Raw genomic sequence first — 14,854 nt, 5'->3', positions numbered from 1 at the left:
GCGAAACGTCGGGGGAAAGCTAACCCGCCGCGGAGATCATGACAACTTTTTGCCGACTTTCGTCGTACCAGGTCAGGATCGACCCGTCAGTGTTCACCCGGCAGGGCGAACAACCCGGTGTCGGTCTGCTCCAGCAACCCGTCCACCAGCAGCGAGTCGAGACAGCGGTCACGCTGCCCGGCCTCGTGCCACACGATGTCGAGCCGAGCCTTCTCCACGGGCCCCTCGCTGCCGCGCAGCACGTCGAGCAGCAGGCCGCGCACCTGCCGGTCGGTGCCGGCGAACTTCTGCACGGGCTTCGCCGGGCCCGCGTACTCCGGCCGGCCGTTGTGCTGCCAAGCGCACGTGTCGAACACGGGACAGTCGGCACAACGCGGCCCCCGCGCGACGCAGATCAGCGCCCCGAGCTCCATCAACGCGGCCGACATCTTCGCCGCCGGCGCGTCGTCGGCCGGCAGCAGCGCCTCGACGTCGGCCATGTCGCGCGTGTTCGACGCCGGGCCGGCGTCGCCCGCACCGTGCACGGCCCGCGCGACGACCCGTCGCACGTTCGTGTCCACCACCGGCGCCCGCTTGCCGTATGCGAAAGCCGCCACGGCCCGCGCGGTGTACGCGCCGATGCCGGGCAGCGCGAGCAGGGTGTCCACATCGGACGGCACGACGTCACCGTGCTCGGCCGCGATCACCGTGGCCGCCGCGTGCAGCCGCAGCGCGCGGCGCGGGTAACCGAGCTTGCCCCACGCGCGCACGACCTCGCCGGTGGTCTCCGCGGCCAGCGCCGAGGGCACCGGCCAGCGTGCCATCCACTCGAGCCAGATCGGCTGCACGCGCGCGACCGGCGTCTGCTGCAGCATGATCTCGCTCACCAGCACGCCCCACGCGGAGCAGTCCGGTTCCCGCCACGGCAGGTCCCGCCCGTGCGTGTCGAACCAGTCGATCAAAACGTCCGCGTCCACAGCCACGCCGACCATTGAAACCGACGCGGGTCAGACGAGCTCGGTCAGGCTTCCCTTGTCGATGTCGAGCACGAAGCCGCGCACCTTGTCGCGGTGGGGCAGGAACTCGCTGTGCCGCACGCGTTCCACGCCCCGGCGCACGCTGGCCTCGACGTCGTCGAACGCCTCGACCGACCAGGTCGGTCGCACGCCGGTGGCCGCTTCCAGCTCGTCCTTGAAACCGTCCTCGGTCACGGTCGAAACGCCGCACGAGGTGTGCTGCACGACCAGGACTTCTTCGGTGCCGAGCTTGTGCTGCGAAAGCGCGAGCGAACGGATCACGTCGTCGGTGACCACGCCGCCGCCGTTGCGCAGCACGTGGGCTTCGCCCGGTTCGAGGCCGAGCAGCGAGTAGACGTCGATGCGGGCGTCCATGCAGGTCAGCACGGCGGCCTTGAGGGTCGGTACGGCGGTGGCGCCTTCGGGCGGCGGCACGGGGCCGCGGCTGGTGTGGCGCTGGAACAACTCGTCAGCGGAGGTCATGGTCACCTTTCGGCCACGCTTCCCCGGCTACGCGGGCGGTCCCTCCCATGGAACCCGTTCGCGGTGCCCCCCACAACGTGATGGGGGCGAAGTCACGGGAAGTGTGCCGACAAAACAGGGGTGCTCAGCCCCCGAACCACGGCTCCTCGACGGTGCGCGGCGGCGCCGAGGTGCGCCCGAGCCGCAGCTCCGTGGGCAGCGTGATCACCTTCGGGCCCACGCGCTCGGCCGAACCGAGCAGCAGGCGGCCGGCGACCTTGCCCTTTTCCAGCACCGGCTGGTGCACGGTGGTGAGCCCGAGGCGCTCGGCCTCGGCGATGCCGTCGAACCCGGTCACGGTGAGGTCGAGCGGCACGCGCAGGCCCCGGCGTTCGGCCTCGGCCAGCGCGCCGAGCGCGAGGATGTCCGACGTGCAGATCACGGCCGTGACCTGCGGGTACGCGTCGAGCAGCTGGCGGGCGGCGGAAGCGCCGTCGTCCACGGTGTGGTCGAAGCGCTCCACCACGGGCACGGTGGCCCAGTCGACGCCGGCGGCGGAGAACGCCGCGGCCAGGGCTTCGAGGCGGATGCGCTGCACGTGGAAGTGGGCGCTGCTCTGGCGCTGCGCGGTCACGAAGTCGTCGTTGCGCTCGCGGGCCAGGCGCATGCAGAGCACGCCGACCTGGCGGTGGCCCAGCGACACGAGATGCTCGGCCAGGCGGGTCACGGCGGCCGCGTCGTCGGGGCCGACACGGTCCACCCCTTCGAGACGCGGCTGGTCGATGATCACCGTGGGCACGGGGCGTTCCATCACGGCGGCCAGGTGCGGGTCGTCGTCGGGCACGGAGTAGACGACAAAACCGTCGACGCCCGCGCGGTGCACGGCGGCGACGTCTTCACGGCCGGGGCTCGCGGGCACCAGGTGCAGACCGACCCCGGCGTCCTCGCAAGCGAGGGCGAGTCCTTCGAGAACCCCGACCGCGGCCGGGTCACGGAACGCGTACGACAGGTTCTCGGTGAGCAGCAGCCCGACGGCGCCGGCCTTGCGCGTGCGCAGAGATCGCGCTACGGGGTCCGGGCCGGGGTAACCGAGGCGCCGGGCGGTCTCGAGAATGCGCCGGCGCAATTCGGGAGACAGCTGGTCGGGGCGGTTGTAGGCGTTGGACACGGTGGTCCTGGACACCCCGAGCTCCGCCGCCAGCGACGCCAGTGTCGCCTGCCTCCGGGTGCGAATAGGACGGCCCATCCGCAAACCGTAACGGTTCAGATCGTTTTCCAGAAGCGACACCCCTGTGGTGAGTGTCTCGATCCGCTGAGTGACGGACAGGCCCTCTGCCACCCGGTGGAGCGCCCCCTGTCATTCGGATGGGGTAAAGTGAATCTGACAACGGTTTCCATTAGCTGATCGGTTCGACCCAGGAGAGTCTTCGATGAGTTCCCGCCTGAGTACCCGCCACATCCGTGGTGCGGTCGCCGCCGCCTCGGTTCTGACCGTGTTCGCGCTCAGCGCGTGCTCCGGCACCGACGCGGGGTCCGGCTCCGGTTCCAGCTCGACGTCCGGCCAGATCAACGTGGTCGCCGCCACCGACGTGTGGGGCAGCGTCGTGTCGGCCGTCGGCGGTGACAAGGTGCAGGTCAAATCGATCATCCACGACCCGACGGCCGACCCGCACTCGTACGAGTCCACGGCCGACGACGCGCTGGCCGCCAAGAACGCACAGCTGACCCTCGGCAACGGCGGCGGCTACGACGACTTCTTCGAGAAGCTGGCCGGCGAGGCGTCGGGCGCGAAGAAGCTGGTGGCCTACGACATCGCCGCCACCGGCGACGAGAACGAGCACGTGTGGTTCGACCTGCCGGGCGTGGAGAAGGTCGCCGACCAGGTCGCGGCCGCGCTGAGCGCGATCCAGCCGGCGTCGAAGCAGACCTTCGACGACAACGCCAAGGCGTTCAAGGGCCAGGTCGACGCACTGGTGAAGAAGGCGACCGACCTCGGCGCCGCGCACCCGGGCACCAAGGTCGTGGTGACCGAGCCGGTGGCGCACTACCTGCTCGAGACCGCGAAGATCACCGACGCGACGCCGAAGGCGTTCTCCGACGCGGTCGAGAACGAGACCGACGTGCCCGCGACCGCGGTCAACGACTTCACCCAGCTCATCAAGACCAAGCAGGTCAAGGCGCTGATCAACAACGTGCAGACGGTGACGCCGCTGACCCAGCAGGTGGTGGCCGAAGCCAAGTCGTCCGGGGTCGGCGTGGTTGATGTGGCCGAGACGCTGCCGGCGAATGTCACGGGTTACATTGACTGGATGACCAAGGAAGTGGACTCGCTGTCCGGGGCTCTGAACAGCTGATGTCCGCCGCGCTCTCGACGGTTCGCCCCGCGGTTCGCGTCCGCGGGGCGGGCCTGGCGTTCGGCAGCCGCACCCTCTGGTCCGGCCTCGACCTCGACGTCGAGCGGGGCGAGTTCCTCGCCATCCTCGGCCCCAACGGTTCCGGTAAGAGCAGCCTGCTCAAGGCGTTGCTCGGCATGCAGGGCCTTTCGGCCGGCACCGTCGAGATCGCCGGCGGCCGCCCGGGCGGTGCCAACCGCAAGGTCGGCTACATCCCGCAGCAGCGCGCGATCGACGACGGCCTCACGCTGCGCGGCGTCGACCTGGTGGGCCTCGGCCTCGACGGCCACCGTTGGGGACCGGGCCTGTTCGGCGGGCGCGAACGCCGGCGCCGGGTCGCGGAAGCGATCGAGGCCGTCGGTGGCACCGCGTACGCGAAGCAGCCGATCGGGCGGCTTTCCGGTGGTGAGCAGCAACGTCTCCGGGTGGCGCAGTCGCTGGTCGGTGACCCGTCCGTGTTGCTCTGCGACGAACCGCTCCTTTCGCTCGACCTCGCGCACCAGCGCGCGGTGAGCGAGCTGATCGACCGGCGCCGGCGTACGGCGGACACCGCCGTGCTGTTCGTGACGCACGAGATCAACCCGGTGCTGCAGTTCGTCGACCGGGTGTTGTACCTGGTCAACGGCTCGTTCCGCGTCGGCAAGCCCGACGAGGTGATGAACACCGAGACGCTGTCGCAGCTCTACGGCACGCGCGTGGAGGTGCTGCGCGTCGGCGGCCAGATCCACATCGCGGGTGCGCAGAGCTCCCTGTGCGAAGACCAACCGCACCACCACGAGCAGGAAGCAGTGGGCTGAGCCTTGGACGGCATGTTCGACTTCGGCAAGACGTGGGAGCTGATCGTCGCACTGCCCAGCGTGCAGACGGCGCTGGTCGCCGCCGCGGTGCTGGGGCTGGTCGCGGGGATCCTGGGGCCGCTGATCGTGATGCGCCGCATGTCCTTCGCCGTGCACGGCACGTCGGAGCTGGCGTTCACCGGCGCGGCCGGCGCGCTGCTGCTCGGCATCGGCGTGGAGTACGGCGCGCTGCTCGGCGCCGTGGCCGCCGCGCTGCTGCTCGGCATCCTGGGCACGCGCGACGCCGACCGCGACTCCGTGATCGGCGTGATCCTGTCCTTCGGCCTCGGCATGGGTGTGCTGCTGCTGTCGTTCTACAAGGGACGGTCGGCCAACAAGTTCGGCATCCTCACGGGCCAGATCATCACGGTGGACTCGACCAACCTCACGGCGCTGGTGATCTCGGCCGTCGCCGTGCTGGCCGTGCTCGCGTGCGTGTACCGGCCACTGCTGTTCGCGAGCGTGGACCGCAACGTCGCCGTGGCGCGCGGCGTGCCGGTGAAGTCGCTGACCGTGGTGTTCGCACTGCTCGTCGGCGTCGCGACCGCGCTGAGCGTGCAGATCGTCGGCTCACTGCTGGTGGTGGCACTGATGGTCACGCCCGCCGCGGCCGCCGCGCGCGTGACCGCGAGCCCGCTGCGCGCGACGGTGCTGTCGGTGATCTTCGCGGAGGTGTCCGCCCTCGGCGGCATCGTGCTGTCGCTCGCGCCGGGCAAACCGGTGAGCGCCTTCGTCACGGCGATCTCGTTCCTGATCTACCTGGTGTGCCGCGTGATCTCGTGGGCGCGCGACCGGCGGACCGGGGTGCGGGCGACCACGCCACCGGTGCCGCAGCCGGTGCCGGTCGGCTGAGGGTCAGCCCACCGGGTGGGCGGCCATCGCCGTCTTCACCGCGGAGATGAAGCCGTCGTCCGTGAACGGCACGAGGCCGCCGACGACGTTGCGCTCCACCGCCTGCAGCACGACCACGCGGGAGTTCACCAGCTCGTTGACCGCGGCCGCCTGGGGTGTCTTGTCGGTGGAGTAGGCGAGGTAGGTCAGGTTCGTGAAGGCCGCGGTGAGGTAGCGCGAGGACGCGAGGCTGAACGAGTCGCCGTAGACCAGTGTCGGTTCGGCGATGGTGCCGGGCAGGGGCGCGGAGCTGCGGTGCACCGGGGTGTCGATGTTGGCGATGAAGCCGGCTGCGCGGTCGGTGACACCGTCGGGCTCGAGCGTGTACTGGGTATTCGACTTGGTACCGGTCTTGCCGAGCAGCAGCGGCAGGTCGGCGACGCCGTCGTACGTACCGTCCGGAGTGGACTTCCAGCCGGTGGTGACCCCGGGCTGCACCGCCTCGGCGAGGGTGCGCGCGAGGACGAGGCCGCCTTCGTCGCGCCAGTGCGTGTCGTTCGAGGCGTAGATCGGGTGGCCGACGCGGGCAGCCGACGCGGCGAGCCCAGGGCGCAGGTCGAGCGAGTGGCCGACGGTGGTCATCTTGTACCAGTCGTTCGGCGCGGCGGCCTCGGAGCAGTCCTTGCCCGGGAAGCTGGCGGGCAGGAACTGCGGCACCATCGTGGTTTTGTCCGGTGTGACCACGAAAACGAACTTGCGCCCGGACGCCTCGACGGCGGCGCGCAGCTCGTTGACCTTCTTCATCGTGGTGTCGATGTCCTGCGTGGGCGTGCACTTCGACTCGGCGTCGTAGCCGTAGTACAGCCAGCCGTCGAGGCCCTGTACGACCTTGCGGTAGCCGGCCTGGTTGCTGCCGGGCAGGGACGGCGTGGCCGGGCCCGAGTTGGGCGCGCTCGGCTGCTGCAGCGGCGGCGCGGGGATCGGGCCGGAGTCCGACGACGAACCCTGGTCGAGCGGCGCGTCCTCGCCGAAGATCGAGCGGCTCACGCCGTCGGCGGCGTTGATGGCGCTGGCGCGGAAGGACAGCTGGTCGACGGCCCACGTGGGCAGGCCGGTGAAAAAGCCGAAGCCGTCGCCGAGGCTGGGGAAACCGGCCAGCTTGTGGTTCTCGATCTCGGTCGGGCGCACCCCGAAGACCCACAGCAGCGTGGGTGTGGTGAAGAACAGCAACGCGCAGACCAGCGCCGTGAGCTGCCGCTTGCCGTGCCGCGGACGGTGCAGCGCGTGCTCGCGAGGCAGGTACGCCTCGTGGACGGCTGGCAGCTGATGAGATTCGGACGCCACTGGATCACGGTAGCCACTTCGGGTGAACGAGGTGTGGGCAACCACCGAAAAGTCAGCCGAGCATGAGCAGAACCTGCAACTCGCCGACGACGAACCCGATCACGCCGCCCACGGCGATGAGCTTCCACTCGTCCTGGCGGAACGCCGGGCGCAGCAGGCCTTCGAACTCGACCGGGGTCATCGCGAGCATGCGCAGCTCGATGACCTTGGCCACGTCCATCGCCTGCGTGAGGTAGCCCTCGGCGTGGCGGACGGTGCGCGGGAGCTCGGCCAGCGCCCGCTGCGCGGCCTCGTGCTTCATCTCCTGCAGCCGGCGCCCGCCCACGGCCAGCGTGAGCACCGGTTTCGCGAGGCTGGCCTGCTCGTCGACGGCGTGGCCCACCGCGCGTTCGACCATCGCCACGAGCCGGTCGGACTTCGGGCCGCGCAGCAGCGCGTCGAGCAGGTTCGCCGTGGTCAGGACCTCGTTGGCGATCAGCTCGCCGTACTGGCGCGCCACCTCGGCGCGGCGGCGCTGGAACTTGCCCTGCAGGATCACGCGGCCCACGCGCACGGGCTCGCGGGGCAGGAAGATCATCTTGATCGCCAGCCAGTCGGTGAACAGGCCGATGCAGCCGCCGAAGATCGGCAGCACGAGCGGCTGGCGCGTCAACGCCCACACGATGGCCTGCACGACCCCGAGGCCGAACCCGAAGAAGATGCCGGCGCGGGCGATGAACGCCATCTCGGGCCGGGACGTCTCGCGAATCAGGCGCACGAGCAGGGCCTTGTCGCGGGTGAGGCTTTCGACGGTCATGTGCCGCACGTCGAGCACCTCGTCGAGGTGGTCGCGCACGTCTTCGAGGAACTCGCGCACGAGCCGCGGCGCGTTGGCCTGCACCTGCTTGATCAGCATTTCCTGCGCGAGCGTCGGCAGCACCTCCCAGAGCCGCGGGTGGTGTTCGCGCAGCACGTCGCGCGCGATGGCGTCGACGGCGCGCAGCAGCGGCTGTTCGAGCTCGCGCGTGACGATGACCGGGTCGATCTTCTCGAAGATCTCCTTGAGGTCGAGCAGGTTCGTGGTGAGCAGATCGGTGGCGATCGCGGCCATGCGGCCGCCGTGCTTGGGCACCACGCCCTGCCAGCCGAGGAACGGTTTGATCCCGACGAACTCCAGCGGGCGGAACATCATCTCGATCGCCACGCGCTTGGTGACGTAACCGATGAGCGCGGCGATGAACGGCATCGTGGCGTAGACCGGCCAGTGCCGCGCGAGGTCGTCGAGGACAGCGTCCAAACCGGTCTCCCTCCCGCTCAGGGCGCAACGGTATCGCAGTTTCAGTGCAACAGGACCAGCGCCTGGAGCTCGCCGACCAGGCCGCCGATCACCGCGCCGACGGCGATCAGCTTCCATTCGTCCTGCCGGAACGCGGGGCGCAGCAGCTGTTCGAATTCCAGCGGCGTGAGCCGGCGCATCCGGTCGACGATCGTGTTGCGCACGTCGAGCGCGTTCACGGCGTAGTTCTCGGCGTGGCGGATCGTCTCGGGAACGCGGTGCGCGGCTTGCGTGGCGGCGGCCTGCTTCATTTCCTGGAACCGTTTCGTGCCCACGGCGATCGCCACGAACGGTTTCACCACGCTCGCCTGCGCGTCGATCGTCTTCTGCACCTCGCGCGTGATCATGGTGAACAGCCGGTCGGATTTCGGGCCGCGCAGCACGGCTTCGAGCAGGTTGGGCACGGTGATGATCTCGCGGGCGATCATGTCGCCGTAGTCGGCCGCGACCTGGTCCCGGCGTTTCTGAAACACGCCCTGCCACGTGTACACGCCGAAGAACCGTTTCGGCTCACGCGGCAGGAAGATCATTTTCAACGCCAGCCAGTCGGTGAACCAGCCGATGCCGAGGCCGAACAGCGGCAGCACGATCGGCGATTTCGTGAACGTCCACACGAGCAGCTGAACGCAGCCGAGAACGAAGCCGAACACGATTCCCGAGCGTGCGATGAACTGCATTTCGGGTTTCGAGATGTCGCGGATCAGGCGGTTGAGAAGGGCTTTGTCGCGCACGAGGTTGGTCACGACCATGTGCTTGAGATCGAGCACGTCCTCGATGTTCGCCGCGATTTCCCGCATGATCTTCGTGATCGCGCGCGGCGCTTCGGCCTGCACGCGCTTGAGCAGCAGCTGCTGCGCGCCGGTGGGCAGCACCTCCCACAGCCGCGGCTGGTAGGTCTCCATCACCTCACGCGTCACGTCCTCGACCACGTCGAGCAGCGGCTCCTCGATCTCCTTGGCGACCTGCGCCGGGTCGAGGCGCGCGAAGATCTCCTTCGGGTCCACGAGGTTCGTGGTGAGCATTTCGGTGGCGGTGGAGGCCATGCGCTCGGCGTTCGCGGGCAGCACACCCTGCCAGCCGAGGAACGGTTTCACGCCGACGAACTCGACCGGCCGGAACATCATCTCGATGGCCACGCGCTTGGTGACGTAGCCGATCAGCGCGGCGATGAACGGCATCGTCGCGTAGACCTGCCAGTGGTGCACCGCGCCCGCCCTCCCCGTGTCGCGCTCACGCGCACGCTAGCGGTCGGCGGGCGCTCCGCCGGGGAGCCGCGGCGGGCGTTCACCGGTTCGGGACGGGCCGGCTGCGGGATCGACGGCCGCGCGTGGTTCTCGCCGGGTTTTCACCGGACGGGTACGCTCGCGGCCGAAGATCGATCTTCCGACTGTCCACTCCGGCCTCTTGTTGTTCGCGCGTTGTTGGCCTGGTGGCCCCCGCTCGTCTGCGATGCCGGGAGTGACCAGGGGTTGCGCATTTGGTAATGCAGCCGTTTGGCGGTACGTAAAGACGGACCTGCCCTCACTAAGGTGGCCCGATGGTCGCGCCTGAGAAGTCCGAAGCCACTCCCAAGAGCTCCCCGTTCGCAGTCGCGGTCAGGGGTTACAACCAGCGCCAGGTCGACGAGCGGCTCACGGCGCTCTCGCGCGAGCTGAGGGAAACGTCCCACAGCCGCGACGAGGCGATCGCGACTGCCGGCGAGCTGTCCAAGGCGCTCACCACCACGCAGAACGAGCTCTCCGAGACGAAGGCCGCCCTCGTGCGGATGAGCTCGAGCCCGTCCGGCGCCGGCGCCATGGCCGAGCGCGTGCGCATGATGATGCAGCTCGCCGAGGAGGAGATCGCCGACCTGCGCGCCGCCGCCGAAGCCGACGCGACCGCCACCCGCGCCGAGGCCGACAAGTACGCCCACGAATCCCAGCGCACCGTCGAGCGCCTCGGCAAGGAAGCCGAAGCCCAGCGCGAGCACCTGCTGGGCGAGGCCCAGGCCGACATCGCTTCGCGCATCGCCGCGGCCGAAGCGGACATCGACTCCCGCACGGCTGCCGCGGACGCGGACATCGAGCGTCGCACGGCTTCTGCGGACTCGGACATCGCTTCGCGCACGGCCGCGGCGGACGAGGATATCGCCACTCGGACCGCGGCCGCGAACGAAGACATCGCCACGCGCACCGCCGCGGCGAACGAGGACATCGCCACCCGCACGGCCGCCGCGGACGAGGACATCTCGACGCGCACCGCCGCGGCCAACGAAGACATTTCCTCTCGCACGGCCGCCGCCGACCGCGCCCGCACCGAGGCCGACGAAGCCGCCGCCACGGCCCGCGCCGAAGCCGACGAGGCGGCCACCCGCGCCCGCACGGAAGCCGACGCCGCCGCCGAAGCCGCCTCCGCGGCCGCCCGCGCCGAAGCCGACCGCGTCGCGTCCGAGTCGATCGCCGCGAAGCAGTCGCAGACGGACTCCGCCCTCGCCGACGCCCTCCAGAAGCAGACCGAGGCCACCGAAGCCCGCACCCTGGCGCTCGACCTGCGGGCCAAGGTCGCCGACCGCTTGGCCGCCACGAACGTCGCCGTGCAGGAAGCCCTGCGCCTGCTCAACCCGGCCGACCAGGCGGCGACGGAGCCGCTCACGGAAGACGAGCCGGCCGACTCGGCTGCCGCTGCTCGCTGACCCCCTCTGTTCGTTTCGCGGGCCCACCGGATTCGGTGGGCCCGCCTTTTGTGCGGTCGGCTTCGGGCGTTCCCGATTCGCGCGGCCTCACCATTCGGCGTGAGAATGTCGCCTGCCCCACCAGCCACCACTCGCGGAGGCCACTGATGATCCTCGAGGAAGAACGCGCGGCGCTGTGCGACCACGCCCGTCGCCTCGCCCCCGACGGCCTGGTCGTCGGCACCTCCGGCAACCTCTCCATCCGCGACGGCGCCCTGATCGCCGTGACCCCGACCGGCGTCCCGTACGAGAGCTTGCGCCCCGCCGACATCCCCATCGTGGACCTCTCAGGCGCCGTCATCGAGGGCGAGCTCAAGCCCACCAGCGAACTCCCGATGCACCTGGCGGTCTACCACCACGCCACCGACCCGGACGGCGCCCCGATCTCCGCGGTCGTCCACACGCACTCCGCCCACGCCACCGCCGTCTCGACGCTGGTCGACGAGGTCCCACCCATCCACTACATGCTGGCCACCATCGGCCGCTCCGCCCGCGTCGCTCCCTACGCGACCTACGGCACGTCCACCCTGGCCACCGCGATCCTCCCCGCCCTCCACTCCCGCCGCGGCTGCCTGCTGGCCAACCACGGCACCCTCACCTACGGCTCAACGCTGGCCGCCGCGTACGACCGCGCCCGGCAACTGGAGTGGTTGTGCCAGGTCTGGCTGCTGGCCCGCTCGGCGGGGACGCCGGCGTTGTTGCCGGGGGAGGAGATCGAGCGGGTGGTGGAGAAATTGCGGGGTTACGGGCAGGGCTGAGTCAGAGCGTGGCGCGGAGGCGTTGGATTCCGTGGAGAACACGTTCGCGATTCTTGGTGGCTTTGAGCCATTTCGGCAGCTTCGCTGGTTGCGGGGTGTCCATCGCCCGTTCGCCGAGGTTCGGGCGTGACACCAATTCCCGCGCACCGTGGACTACGTGCCAATGCATCGCCGTCGGTAAAATTCTGGACGTGTCAGGGGTCGGTCACGGAACTGTTGTTGAGCAGGGGCCATTTCTTCAAGTCTGATCCGGATCAGAACTGGTAGTACAAGAACGGGCTGAACGTCCCCGTCGCCACCAGAATTGCGGCGTAAACCAGACCCGCCGTCATCACGCCCACCCGCAGCGCCGTAGCGGGGCGGGTGCGGGAGGACTCCAGCAGCGGGCCCGTGACGGGGTGCGCCGGCAGCAGGAACAGCGTCAGGGCCAGCAGGAGGATCACCAGTCGCTGGTTCGTGAGGGCGCTGGAGACGACGTCGCCGAGGCCGCCGAAGTCCGGGAGGAGCATGTGGCCGATCATGCTGAGCGCGTGGGGCAGGTCGGCGGAGCGGAAGAAGACCCAGCCGAACACCACGAGGACCAGGGTGAGCACGCGGCGGGCGATGCGGGCGCCCGGGCGGGACGGGGTGGTGCCCCAGTTGAAGCGGCGTTCGATCACCAGCAGGGCGCCGTGGTAGCAGCCCCAGGCGAGGAAGGTCCACTGGGCGCCGTGCCAGAAGCCGGTGAGGACGAAGACGATGCAGAGGTTGCGGTAGGTCTTGCCGGCGCCGGAGCGGTTGCCGCCGAGGGGGATGTAGACGTAGTCGCGGAACCAGCGGGACAGGGACATGTGCCAGCGACGCCAGAACTCCGTGATCGTCACCGACGAGTACGGCCGCGCGAAGTTCTCCGGCAGGCGGAAGCCGAGCATGCGCCCGAGGCCGATGGCCATGTCGGAGTAGCCGGAGAAGTCGAAGAACAGCTGCAGCGTGTAGCCGATGGCGCCGAGCCACGCCGTCGCGAAGGTCATCTGGTCGGCGGGCGTGGCGAAGCACGCTTCGACCATCGGGCTCAGCGAATCCGCGACGATCGACTTTTTGCACAGCCCCAGCGCGAACCGCGGGAAGCCCGCCGCGATGTCGTCCAGCCGGTGCGACCGCTGCTGCGGCAATTGGTCCGCGATCTCGCGATACCGCACGATCGGGCCCGCGATGAGCTGCGGAAACATCGCGATGTACGCCGCGAACGACACCGGGTTGCGCAACGCGCGCCGTTCCCCGCGATAGATGTCCACGACGTACGAAATGTGGTGGAACGTGTAGAACGAGATCCCGATCGGCACCACGATGCTCGCGACCCCGACGTCACCTCCGAACCAGTGCGCGACGGCCGCGATCTGCTGCGTCGCGAAGCCCGCGTACTTCCAGATCACGAGCACCAGCACGTCGAGCGTGACAACGCCGATGAGGATCCGCTTGCGCCGCGTGCCGTGGACGTCCCAGGGGCTGGGCTCGAGCGTCGGGCCGACGAGAAAGTTGACGGCCATGCAGCCGAGCAGCAGGAACAGGTACGGCCCGGCGCCGATCGTGTAGAACAGCAGGCTCGCCACCGCGACGATGCCGTTGCGCCAGCTGCGCGGGCACACCAGCACGGCGATCAGCACCGCAGGCATGAAGTACCACAAGAACAGCGGCGAAACGAACGACATCGGTGACGGACCCCCTCGGTTCCGGAGCTGACCTTAGCCCGAGCGGGTGGCCCCGCGGACCGAAGCCCGGCGGATCCCGACGCGAATCACTGAGGGTGATGGTCGAAGGGGCAGGGTGGCCGGTCGTGGGGGGTTCAGACCAGTGCGAGGCGGGTGTGAGGAGGGGCCGGGTGAGTTCGCCGCTGTTGTCCGGAGTGTGCGGCCTCGCCGGTACGGAGCCTCGCCGGTACAGAGCCCCGCCCTCCCTAGGGGGGCGTCCCCAATCCCAGTCTATCGGCGACGGCCGACAGAAAAGGTCCACGCGCGGCTGGAGGGCGGAGTTGTCCACAACTCGAGGGAGGTGTGGACAACCGGCGGGTTCGAGGTCGGCGCGGGGCAGGAAAACGGCAGCTCAGCCGGGTAGTCAAGAGGCTGCGGCGATCCTTCCCAGTCCGCTGCAGCGCGAGGCCGCGGGTCGGGAAACCTCAGCCCCGCCGAGGAGCGAACCCGCCGCAAATGACAACTGCCGGGCCTCCCCAAGGGGTGACCCGGCAGCAGCCAAAACCACTCAGCTCAAGCGCCCCGCCAAGCGGCGGCGGCGAGCCACCTCCGCCAGCAGCACGCCGGCCGCGACGGAGGCGTTCAAGGACTCCACCCCGGCGGCCATCGGGATGGACACCGTGGCGTCGCAGGTTTCGCGGACCAGGCGGGAGAGGCCGCGGCCTTCGGAGCCCAGCACAACGACCAGCGGGTCGGCCGCGAGTTCGAGGGCGTCGATGTCCACGGTGCCGTCGGCGTCGAGGCCGACGATCATCAGGCCGGACGACGCCCAGGACTTGAGTTGGCGCGTGAGGTTCGTCGCGACGGCGATGGGGAGCTTCGCGGCGGTGCCGGCGCTCGTGCGCCACGCGACGGCGGTCATGCCGGCGCTGCGGCGTTCGGGCAGGAGCACGCCCTGGGCGCCGAAGGCGGCGGCGGAGCGAATGACGGCGCCGAGGTTGCGCGGGTCGGTCACGCCGTCCAGCGCGACGAACAGGGGCGTGCTGCCCGAGTCGCGGGCGGCCTGCATGAGGTCGTCGGGGTGGGCGTACTCGAACGGCGGCACCTGCAGGCCCAGGCCCTGGTGCATCGCGCGGTTCGTCTTGCGGTCGAGCTCCTCGCGCGGGATCTCCAGGATGGAGATGCCCTTGTCGGCCGCCAGTCGCACGGCCTCGTTCACGCGGTCGTCGATTTCGATGTTCAGGGCCACGTACAGCGCGACGCCCGGCACGTCGGCGCGCAGCGCCTCGACGACCGGGTTGCGGCCGGCGATGAGCTCCGGCCGGTCGGCCTTCTTCTGCCGCGCCTGTTCCCGCGTCTTCGCGGCGTTGGCGGAGCGGTAGGCCTTGTGCCCGGGCCGGTCCTCGGCCTTCGGCGTGGGGCCCTTGCCCTCGAGCGCCTTGCGCCGCTGCCCGCCGGAGCCGACGACCTGGCCCTTCTTGGTGCCGGTCTTGCGGATGGCGCCCTGACGCCGTGAGTTCCCTGCCATGTGTAACCGAGTCCT

13 protein-coding genes are annotated in these 14,854 nt (G+C 69.9%); 5 read left to right on the top strand and 8 right to left on the bottom strand.

Features of this window, described 5'->3' with window-relative positions; genetic code table 11:
* Positions 1–86: 86 nt before the first annotated feature.
* The 3 genes from VSH64_RS33345 to VSH64_RS33335 form a co-directional block, all read right to left on the bottom strand.
* Complete coding sequence (locus VSH64_RS33345) at positions 87–962, bottom strand: A/G-specific adenine glycosylase (RefSeq protein ID WP_326566721.1); 876 nt, start codon at positions 960–962, stop codon at positions 87–89.
* Between the two features lie 24 nt (positions 963–986).
* The gene (locus VSH64_RS33340; protein WP_326566720.1) at positions 987–1,478 is read right to left on the bottom strand and encodes a beta-class carbonic anhydrase; all 492 of its coding nucleotides are present in this window, start codon (positions 1,476–1,478) and stop codon (positions 987–989) included.
* Between the two features lie 124 nt (positions 1,479–1,602).
* Complete coding sequence (locus tag VSH64_RS33335) at positions 1,603–2,703, bottom strand: LacI family DNA-binding transcriptional regulator (RefSeq protein ID WP_326566719.1); 1,101 nt, start codon at positions 2,701–2,703, stop codon at positions 1,603–1,605.
* 184 nt (positions 2,704–2,887) lie between these two features.
* Between VSH64_RS33335 and VSH64_RS33330 the strand changes: the two genes are divergently transcribed.
* The 3 genes from VSH64_RS33330 to VSH64_RS33320 are packed head-to-tail and all read left to right on the top strand — an operon-like array spanning position 2,888 to position 5,538.
* Positions 2,888–3,811 (top strand): metal ABC transporter solute-binding protein, Zn/Mn family, encoded by a 924-nt coding sequence (locus VSH64_RS33330; RefSeq protein ID WP_326566718.1) that lies wholly within the window; start codon positions 2,888–2,890, stop codon positions 3,809–3,811.
* Complete coding sequence (locus tag VSH64_RS33325) at positions 3,811–4,647, top strand: metal ABC transporter ATP-binding protein (RefSeq protein ID WP_326566717.1); 837 nt, start codon at positions 3,811–3,813, stop codon at positions 4,645–4,647. The genes VSH64_RS33330 and VSH64_RS33325 overlap by 1 nt, the downstream gene beginning before the upstream one ends.
* 3 nt (positions 4,648–4,650) lie before the next feature.
* Positions 4,651–5,538, top strand: a complete 888-nt coding sequence (locus tag VSH64_RS33320) for a metal ABC transporter permease (protein ID WP_326566716.1) — start codon at positions 4,651–4,653, stop codon at positions 5,536–5,538.
* Positions 5,539–5,541: 3 nt separating this feature from the next.
* Here VSH64_RS33320 and VSH64_RS33315 read toward each other — a convergent pair whose 3' ends face one another.
* Genes VSH64_RS33315 through VSH64_RS33305 form a run of 3 tightly spaced genes read right to left on the bottom strand, consistent with a single transcriptional unit; the run spans position 5,542 to position 9,354 of the window.
* Complete coding sequence (locus tag VSH64_RS33315) at positions 5,542–6,861, bottom strand: alginate O-acetyltransferase AlgX-related protein (protein ID WP_326566715.1); 1,320 nt, start codon at positions 6,859–6,861, stop codon at positions 5,542–5,544.
* A gap of 52 nt (positions 6,862–6,913) precedes the next feature.
* Positions 6,914–8,137 (bottom strand): DUF445 domain-containing protein, encoded by a 1,224-nt coding sequence (locus VSH64_RS33310; protein WP_326566714.1) that lies wholly within the window; start codon positions 8,135–8,137, stop codon positions 6,914–6,916.
* Positions 8,138–8,178: 41 nt separating this feature from the next.
* Positions 8,179–9,354 carry a DUF445 domain-containing protein gene (locus VSH64_RS33305; RefSeq protein ID WP_326838093.1) on the bottom strand — a complete coding sequence of 392 codons (1,176 nt, stop codon included), beginning with the start codon at positions 9,352–9,354 and terminating at the stop codon, positions 8,179–8,181.
* Between the two features lie 359 nt (positions 9,355–9,713).
* On the opposite strand from VSH64_RS33305, the gene VSH64_RS33300 reads away from it, so the two are divergent.
* The gene (locus tag VSH64_RS33300) at positions 9,714–10,847 is read left to right on the top strand and encodes a coiled-coil domain-containing protein (protein ID WP_326566713.1); all 1,134 of its coding nucleotides are present in this window, start codon (positions 9,714–9,716) and stop codon (positions 10,845–10,847) included.
* A gap of 146 nt (positions 10,848–10,993) precedes the next feature.
* On the top strand, positions 10,994–11,644 hold the full coding sequence (locus VSH64_RS33295) for a class II aldolase/adducin family protein (protein WP_326566712.1): 651 nt from the start codon (positions 10,994–10,996) through the stop codon (positions 11,642–11,644).
* Positions 11,645–11,898: 254 nt separating this feature from the next.
* Here the strand turns inward: VSH64_RS33295 and VSH64_RS33290 are convergent, their stop codons facing one another.
* Positions 11,899–13,332 (bottom strand): MBOAT family O-acyltransferase, encoded by a 1,434-nt coding sequence (locus VSH64_RS33290; protein ID WP_326566711.1) that lies wholly within the window; start codon positions 13,330–13,332, stop codon positions 11,899–11,901.
* A gap of 547 nt (positions 13,333–13,879) precedes the next feature.
* Complete coding sequence (rlmB, locus tag VSH64_RS33285; protein WP_326566710.1) at positions 13,880–14,839, bottom strand: 23S rRNA (guanosine(2251)-2'-O)-methyltransferase RlmB; 960 nt, start codon at positions 14,837–14,839, stop codon at positions 13,880–13,882.
* Between the last annotated feature and the right edge of the window lie 15 nt (positions 14,840–14,854).

The organism is Amycolatopsis rhabdoformis, from assembly GCF_035918295.1.
GTDB lineage: Bacteria > Actinomycetota > Actinomycetes > Mycobacteriales > Pseudonocardiaceae > Amycolatopsis > Amycolatopsis rhabdoformis.
Note: the sequence above shows the minus strand (reverse complement) of the source record. Positions and strands in the feature narration are given on the sequence as shown.

Bases quoted from the DNA above. Each gene is read 5' to 3' on its own strand.
- VSH64_RS33340 (WP_326566720.1), bottom strand. From the start codon at position 1,478: ATGACCTCCGCTGACGAGTTGTTCCAGCGCCACACCAGCCGCGGCCCC.
- VSH64_RS33335 (WP_326566719.1), bottom strand. From the start codon at position 2,703: ATGGGCCGTCCTATTCGCACCCGGAGGCAGGCGACACTGGCGTCGCTG.
- VSH64_RS33330 (WP_326566718.1), top strand. From the start codon at position 2,888: ATGAGTTCCCGCCTGAGTACCCGCCACATCCGTGGTGCGGTCGCCGCC.
- VSH64_RS33325 (WP_326566717.1), top strand. From the start codon at position 3,811: ATGTCCGCCGCGCTCTCGACGGTTCGCCCCGCGGTTCGCGTCCGCGGG.
- VSH64_RS33305 (WP_326838093.1), bottom strand. From the start codon at position 9,354: ATGCCGTTCATCGCCGCGCTGATCGGCTACGTCACCAAGCGCGTGGCC.
- VSH64_RS33300 (WP_326566713.1), top strand. From the start codon at position 9,714: ATGGTCGCGCCTGAGAAGTCCGAAGCCACTCCCAAGAGCTCCCCGTTC.
- VSH64_RS33295 (WP_326566712.1), top strand. From the start codon at position 10,994: ATGATCCTCGAGGAAGAACGCGCGGCGCTGTGCGACCACGCCCGTCGC.
- VSH64_RS33290 (WP_326566711.1), bottom strand. From the start codon at position 13,332: ATGTCGTTCGTTTCGCCGCTGTTCTTGTGGTACTTCATGCCTGCGGTG.
- rlmB (WP_326566710.1), bottom strand. From the start codon at position 14,839: ATGGCAGGGAACTCACGGCGTCAGGGCGCCATCCGCAAGACCGGCACC.